At 71.2% G+C, this 7,759-nt stretch carries 4 protein-coding genes and 1 pseudogene; 1 reads left to right on the top strand and 4 read right to left on the bottom strand.

Features of this window, described 5'->3' with window-relative positions:
• Positions 1 to 59 precede the first annotated feature (59 nt).
• The 4 genes and pseudogenes from SSOG_RS34420 to SSOG_RS49285 form a co-directional block, all read right to left on the bottom strand.
• Complete coding sequence (locus tag SSOG_RS34420) at positions 60 to 1,658, bottom strand: VWA domain-containing protein (protein WP_009718886.1); 1,599 nt, start codon at positions 1,656 to 1,658, stop codon at positions 60 to 62.
• Positions 1,655 to 2,844: pseudogene (locus SSOG_RS34415) on the bottom strand (AAA family ATPase). Before SSOG_RS34415 ends, SSOG_RS34420 begins: the two are co-directional and overlap by 4 nt.
• Before the next feature lie 245 nt (positions 2,845 to 3,089).
• The gene (locus SSOG_RS34410) at positions 3,090 to 6,017 is read right to left on the bottom strand and encodes a tetratricopeptide repeat-containing serine protease family protein (RefSeq protein ID WP_245606440.1); all 2,928 of its coding nucleotides are present in this window, start codon (positions 6,015 to 6,017) and stop codon (positions 3,090 to 3,092) included.
• Positions 6,014 to 6,436, bottom strand: coding sequence for a trypco2 family protein (locus SSOG_RS49285; RefSeq protein ID WP_009718883.1), 423 nt, complete (start codon positions 6,434 to 6,436; stop codon positions 6,014 to 6,016). The genes SSOG_RS34410 and SSOG_RS49285 overlap by 4 nt, the downstream gene beginning before the upstream one ends.
• Before the next feature lie 582 nt (positions 6,437 to 7,018).
• Between SSOG_RS49285 and SSOG_RS34405 the strand changes: the two genes are divergently transcribed.
• A complete protein-coding gene (locus SSOG_RS34405) occupies positions 7,019 to 7,606 on the top strand; it encodes a L,D-transpeptidase (RefSeq protein WP_009718882.1) in 588 nt (195 codons plus the stop codon).
• Positions 7,607 to 7,759: the final 153 nt, after the last annotated feature.

Below are 7,759 nucleotides of genomic sequence, written 5' to 3'. Positions count from 1 at the left end.
GCGGGGGCCGGGGCAGAGCCCCGGTTCGGGAAGGGGCGGGGTGGGGAAAGGCCCCCGCCCTAGATCACGCGAAACAGATCCGCCGCCGCATGCACATCCCCAAGGTCCTCCACCACGCGAAGGTTGTCGCACAACGCCTCCAGCACCGACCCCGCCTCAACGGCCCGCACCGCCCCCACCGCCACACCAAAAACCCGAAACCCCAGCACCCGCTTCGCGTCGTTCCACCCCCGCATCCACTCCTCCGTGACCCCGCACTCGTCATCGGTGATCATCACGATGTCACCCCGCCTCCGCGCGGCATCGTTGAACTCCTCCTCCAGCACCTCACGCGCCACCGACAACGGCGCCTGATAGCTGGTCCCGCCCCCCAGAAACGTCTCCGCGAAGTCGAGCACCCCATCGACACCGGCAGGCTGCCCGGCCGGAAAGCGAAAGACCCGCACCTTGTCCGCCGCGGAAAACAAGATCCCCACAAAATCACGCCCCGTCGCACGGGCCTGATCCAGCAGCGCCAAGGCGCACCCCTTGGCCCACGCCTCCCGCGTAACCCCACCCGGCCCGGCCTCGTACATGGAGTGCGAAGTGTCCACGCACGCCACGATGGCCCCCTGCCCGGTGGCCTGCTCCCCCTCACTGTCGTACAGCATCAGCTCCCCGGCGGCGTAGCGCGCGGCGAACACCGCGCGCAGCTCGGGCAGTCCGAGGTTGGCCAGCTCGGAGGGGATCACACGGGAGAGGTCGTCGCCGAGCGTGACGCCGACCAGTTCCCCGCTGGCGTTCTCCACCTTGCGGGCACGCTCACCAGCGGCCATCTGCCGGAAGCGGCCGATCAGTTCGGCCCACCGGGCGAGACGGCCGGTGCGCAGCCGTTCGGCGAGCCGGGCGCGCTGGTCGAACGGCATCCGTTCCAGCTCACCGCCCCCAACCCCCCACGCCCGCATCAACGCGCCCTCCTCCCGTACGGCCCCGGCGGCCTTCGCGGCCGCGTTCCGCGCGGCAGCGCGGATGCCGGGAGCCGCCGCGGCAAGCGCCTGCGCGGCACCCTCGGCGGCCTGCCGCGCCGCGGCCTCGGCGGCTTCGGCGGCGCCGATGGCCCGCCGTACGGCGTCGGCGGCCGAGTCGGGCACGGCGCCACCCTCATCGGCGGCCTGCTGAAGCGCCTCACCCACCGCACCCGCCGCGCCCTCGGCGTCCCGCTGAGCCTCCCCCGCCCGCTCACCCCGCTCCTGGGCCCCCCGCAACCGCTCCAGCATCCCGCGCAGCGCGCCGGCCTGGGCGAGTACGGCCATGGCCGCGGCGTACGGATCACCGGCCGTCTCCCGATGCAGCTCGGCGAACTGCCGTGACTCCACCAGCACGGTGATGACCTGGTGATTGACCATCCGCGAAGGGTCCATCTCCTCCGGCTCCCGCACCCGCGGGCCGACCTTGTACGCGGCGAGGAACACATCGGCCAACAGGTCGGCGACGTACGCGTAGCGCGCGCTCAGCTCCTCCGCCACCTCCCGCAGCCCGGCCGACTGCTCGTACGTATCGCGCCACGTGACACGGTCGAACCGATCCGCGACCACGGCCCCGGTGTGCCGCCGGGGCGCGGCGGCGGACCGGGCCAGCCACGTCCCGCCGAGCTGCGCCAGCTCGTCGAGGCTGCTCACGGCTGGGCCTGCACGATGTTCGCGTCCATGCCGAGCGCCTCGGTGAGGACGCGGGCGCGGACAGCACGCTGGCGGCCGGTGACCCGGTCGATGGCTGCGGTCGAGCGCCCGGCTCGCGCCGCGTCCTCGCGCAGCTTCTCCAGCCGCTTGCCCGCCATGGCGAGCTGGTTGTGGGCCTTCTTGATGACCCACTCGCTCAGTGCCTCGCGGGACTGCCCGGCCATGGCGTCGAGCTGGGCCTCCAGCTCCTCGATGGTGTCGGCCAGGTCGAGCGCCTCCTTGGCGTCGGGGTTGACCAGGTGCAGCACCTCGCGCTCGACGGTCGGGCGCTGCGCGGGCGAATCCCACAGCACGTGCGTCAGCACCGACAGATCGGCCTCGCCGACCTCCGTACGGCCGTCGAGGTACGCGGACGCCTGCAACAGCCCCACCGCCTGCCGCCAGCGGCGGTCGGAGGCGACGAGTTCCTTGCGCCGCAGGGCGGCCCGCAACGTGCACACCGCGTCCACGATCGCGTCGGGTACGCCACGGCCGGGACCTCCTCGGCCACGGCGTGCTGCAACGCGGCCAGCTCGACCGTCGTCCGCTCCGGCGCCGCCGGACGGCTGACGGCGGACCGCACGAGCGCGGTGAAGTTGGACTTATCCGCCAGATACCCGACCTCGATCCGCACCAGCAGCCGGTCGTAGATCGCGGCCGTATCCTCCCCACCGGGCAACTCGTTGCTCGCCGTGATGGCCCCGATCAGCGGACAACGGATCGGCTCGCCGCCGCTCTCGGGGTGGTAGATCCGCTCGTTGAGATACCCCAGCGTCTCGTTGAGCGCGGCCGTGGAGCACTTGAAGATCTCGTCGATGAACGCGATGTGCGCGGTCGTGGCGCGCCCGTCGTATACCTGGCGATACTCGCCCCGGGCGAGCGCGGCGACGTCGATGGGGCCGAACATCCGCGTCGGCGCGGTGAACTTCGACAGCAGGATCTCCCAGTACGCCGCCCCCTCGACCCGCCCCGTCAGCTCCCGCGCCATCTCGGACTTCGCGGTCCCGGGCGGCCCGAGCACCAGCGAGTGCTGCCCGGCCAGCAGCGTGACGATCAGCGTCCGCACGACGTCGGCCCGCTCGTAGAAGCGGTCCGACAGCTCATCGCCGATAGCCCGCAGCCGCTTGGCCGTGTCGTGTACGTCCATATCCAACTCCTCGCCCGCGACGCCCGGTTGGGCTGACGGGGATGACGCTACGACGAGGTGGGGGGTGGTTGCGCCTTTCGCACGCGGGCGCGGCCGAGTGGATGGGGCTGCCGCGCCCGCCCGTTTCGCCACGCTGAGTGGGTACGGATGTCGCTCACCGCCCGCGGGCCCCCCAGGCGGCGGTGCACCGCGCAGCCACCCCCGGCGTTACCTGGCTCTCTACCCTCGGCCCTAACCACACGGGCTCAACCGATAGATTCCTCCAACCACTCCAATACTCCCAGCGACTTCTCCAGTTCAGATTGGTGGACCTCGGGCCGGGCCTGAACCAGCTCGCGCCGGATGGCCACCGCCTCCCGGATCGCTGCCAGCGCCTCCTCCCGCCGCCCCAGACCGGCTAGACTGATGGAGAGGTTGCTCAGGCTCATAGCGAGGTCCGGCCGAAAGGCCTCAGGCCGGGTCCGGGCCAGCTCACGCCGGATCTCCACTGCTTCACCGATCGCCTCCAGCGCCTCCTCCCGCCGCCCCAGATCGGCCAGCCGACTGGAGAGGTTGTTCAGGCTGCCAGCGAGATCGGGCCGGAAAGCATCCGGCCGATCCCGGACCAGCTCGCGGTACACCTCCACCGCCTCCCGAATGGCCTCCAGCGCCTCTTCCCGCCGCCCCACCTCACCCAGCCGGTTGGAGAGGTTGTTCAAGTGGCCAGCGAGGTCGGGCCGGAAAGCATCGGGCCGATCCCGGGCCAGCTCACGCCGGATCTCCAGCGCCTCACCGATAGCCTCCAGCGCCTCCTCCCGCCGCCCCAGGGCAGCCAGCCAGATAGCGAGGTTATTCAGGCTGCTAGCAAAATGGGGCCGGAAGGGATCGGGCCGCCCCTGGACCAGCTCGCGCCGGATCTCCACCGCCTCACCGATAGCCTCCAGCGCCTCCTCCTGCCGCCCCAGCTCGCCCAGCCGGATAGCGAGATTGTTCAGGCTCAGAGCGAGACGGGGCCGGAAGTCATCGGGCTGCGCCCGGGCCAGCTCACGCCGGATCTCCACCGCCTCACCGATAGCCACCAGCGCCTCCTCCCGCCGCCCCAGGGCAGCCAGACGGTTGGAGAAGTTGTTCAGGCTGGCGGCGAGGTCTGGCAGGTGGGCGGGGTCGTGGTCGGCGCGGGTGCGGTGATATTCGGTGAGGCGTTGGGTGAGGTGGGCTGCGTACGGGGCGAGGTTGTAGCTGGTGTGGGGCAATCGGTCGGCAAGGGCCTGGAGATGGTTTGGCGAGGTGGCGGGGTTGTCTGTGATGTGGTGGAGGGCGTCGGCGAGGGGCCCGGGGTGTTCAGTTTGGGTGGCGACGTCGATTGCGGGTCCGGTCAGGGTGAGGGCGTGATCGGTGCAGAGAGTCGTGAGGTGAGGGGCGAGTTGGTGGCACAGGGCGGGGTGGGCCGCGGCGCGGGTGTAGAGGGTCAGGAGGCGGGTGGCCTGGGCTTCGGTGGCCGTGGGGGCGAGGTGGTGGGCCAAGGCCGGGTTCTGGAGGAGGTGGCGGCCGGTGAAGTACTCGGCGAGGCGGTCGGGTTGGAGCATGCCCCAGGGGAGGCCGGGAGTGGGTGCGGGGTAGAGGGCGGCGATCCAGCGGCGTACCGCATGGATGCGGTCGGTGGTCTGGTCGGCGAGGGCGGGGACGTGGCGCAGGAGGGCATCGGCTTGGTCGTCGGTGTCGGCGCCGAGGAGGTGGGCGGCGGCCAGCGCGTCGGTAAGGGTCGCGAAGGCAAGACCCGGGTTGAGGTGGTGGGCAGCGGCGGTGGTGGTCCAGTAGCGGCGTTCGTGGACCAGCAACCGGTCCTCGACGGTGGTGCCCGCAGGGGCGGTGTCCGTGGTGGCGTCGAGGAGGTCGGCGAGTGCGGTCATATGCAGGGTCAGGGCGGTGTCCAGGCCGGGCCGGTCCAACCCCTCAGGAGTGCCGACGGTGAGGCGAGCGGCCAGGGCGGGCCAGTCATGGTGCTGCCAGCTACGCACATGCGGCAGGTGAGCGGCGTAGCTGTCGACGGCCTGGTGGTATGCCGCGGTGCGGGAAGCGTCGGGCTCGGGTTCGAGGGCCGGGAGCAGGATGGTTCCGGTGCCGTCGAGGAGGTCTTCGGCGGCGGTGCTGGCGGCGTGCAGGTCGTTCCACCAGTCACCGGCGGTACGGGCGAGCAGCAGCATCTTGAACGCACTCTCGCCGCTGTGCTGGGCGGCCGCTTCCAGCAGTGCCAGAAGCTGCGCGGCGCGGGTCTCCGCGTAATCGACGACGACCAGAAGCGGGACGGCTGCGGCCGACAGCTCCGCCAGCTTGTCCGCAGAGGCGTCCGCGCGAAGCCACAACGCGGTCCAGCCGCCCGCAGTGAGGGTGTCGGCGAGGTGCTGGGCCAGCCGCGTCTTGCCCTGGCCGCCAGGTCCGTGCAAGAGCCGGGCTGCGAAGCCGTCCTCCCCCGCCCAGGTGTCGAGGTCAGCAAGGAGCGTGGTTCGGCCGCGGAACGGGACGATCTGTCGGCGGGCCTGGAGCAGGGCGGCCGGGGAGTTCATCAGGCGGGTGGCCGCCGCGGGTTCCGTGAGGTGCTGCCACTCCACCGGTTCGAGCGCCGTACCGACCTCCGGTGCGTGATCGGTCAGCGCGGCGCGGAAGCCGGGGTCGTGCAGAAGTACGTAGGCGGGGACCGCTTCGAGGTGGGCGTGGGCGCGTCCGGCGGGGTCGGCGGCGATGACCCCGGCCAGCAGATCACCGCAGAACAGCGCCGCCCCCGACATCCCGCCCCACGGCGAGGCACCCTCGCCCACCGGCTCCGGCGGATGCTGCGCCAGGCTCATCACGTAGCGGTTCCCGGCGAACCGGTCGCCGGGGTTGAGCGTGCCCGAGGGCTGCACGGCGTCCGTTGCCCGCCCCGGCCGCTGCACCAGATCCGCGACACCCCAGGTCTCACACGCCGTGCCCGGCCGGTGGGTCACCGTACGCCCCCACCTGATCGGCTGCCGTGGCCCGGCCCAGGACGGGTCGTCGACCCGGACCAGGGCGGCGTCGTCCCGTCCGCCCGGGGTGCCCCGCCACACCACCCTGCCGTCCCAGGTTCCTCCCTCACCCGGCCGGAACAGCCGTACCGTGTGGCCGGGTTCGGGTACGACGTGGGCGCTGGTCAGCACCAGGCGCCCCGCGATCACGTATCCCGATCCCGGCCGGCCGCTCTCCACGTTTTACCACACGCGCCCGATCCACCTCTTGCCCCCAGCTTGTTGTGCGGTTGTCGGGTCAGTCCGGGAAACGCCCGCTCACGTCGCCCGGCCCTTCCGGCCGGGAAGCATCCCCGTGGACGAGCAGATCGCCCGCCGTCCGGACGCTGCGGGGTCAGCGACACCGTCACCCGATGGGTACGAGCCCGCGCCACCCCCGCCTCCGCGTCCGCGCTCACCACCCACGCCTTGAACCCGGCCTTCGCCTTCGCATCGGCCCGCAACTCGACGGCGAACTCCAGCTCCACCGGCCCGACCTTGAACGCCAGATCCGGCCCCGCACCACGCCTCGCGGCCTCCAGCAGCTCATCCCGCACCGCCGCCACCGCGTCAGCCAACTCGATCTCCACAGCATCCCCCTCCGCCTGGCCCTCACCGTAGGGCAAATCACCCTACCGACAGATCTCCGGACAAGCGGGCGGCCCCGCCGGGCTTGGCTTGCCCGGCGCGGCCTGATCAATGTGCGCGGACCGGCCTGCGCCGCGCCCGCGGCCCCGAGGACGAGTGCCGTTGCCGCTCGCGAATGCGGCAATGCGCCAGCGCGCCCACCCGGTGTGCCGGAAAGGGCATCAGGCGCTGAACGGGGTCCAGGGAAAGGGCACGCGCGGATGCCTGGAGCGGGCGGCGGTGTCGTCGGCGGAAATGCCCACCGGCACCAACTGGAAAACTGACGCCAACCGTCGCGCCGATTTTCGGCTACGGAAATGCTATCCATACCCTCATCGCCCGAGAGCCTCCGGCCGCACGCCGGAGGCTCTCGGTCTCCCGGACAAGGGCCGGACAGGAATCCGGACAGGCTCTGAACAGCCCGGACAGGGTGGCGTCTGTCCGGGACAGCGGAGGCCGTTGCCCGGCCCGTCCACGCCCCGCAATGCTCTGTCGCAGCCCGAGCAAGACCGCCGGGCCCTTCGACACCACAACGGGGAACACTCATGAGGTTTCGCGCACAATTCGCCACCGCCGCGCTCTCCATGGCTCTCGTCGGCGGCCTGACGGCCGCGGCGACGACCACGGCCCAGGCCCGTCCGACGGACTCCGCGGCGACCTCCGCGGCGGCCGCGAAGTACTACCTGAAGTTCGACAAGAGCACGGTGACCAATTCCCGGCTCTATCTGATGCAGAGCGTCTCCGGCCCCGACAAGGTCATCAGGAAGTACAAGGCCGGCTCGGGTGTCAACACCAACACCTGTGCCCGCAACAAGGGCTGGCTGCCCAACGGCGACTACAAGATCGAGTTCCACCGGAAGAACTTCGACGGCGTCATCAACGGCTACGTCATCAAGATCTCCGACAAGAAGTGCCACAACGGCACCAAGCGCGACGCGCTGTTCATCCACAGCGAGATGAAGCCGAACGGCAGGCAGGGCTCGATCGAGTCCGAGAAGTGGACCAACAGCAACCCGAACGACTACTACTCCAACGGCTGCATCAAGCTGAACCCGACCAACATCAAGAACCTGTTCGCCAAGGTGGACAGCCTCGGCTGGTCGAAGCTGGCCAAGCTGAAGGTGGTCAGCTGACCACGTTGCTCCCGACAGCGGTCCGCCGGCTCCAGCCGGCGGACCGCTCCGGCGTTACGTGCACCCCAGCCCCTCCGGGCGCGCCATCCGCCCCCTCCGGGCGCACCATCCAGCCCCTCCGGCGCTTGAGGAGCGGGGTCCGGGGCGGAGCCC

It is taken from the genome of Streptomyces himastatinicus ATCC 53653, assembly GCF_000158915.1.
In the GTDB taxonomy this organism is placed as follows: domain Bacteria; phylum Actinomycetota; class Actinomycetes; order Streptomycetales; family Streptomycetaceae; genus Streptomyces; species Streptomyces himastatinicus.
This window is presented reverse-complemented; position numbering and strand designations above follow the sequence as displayed.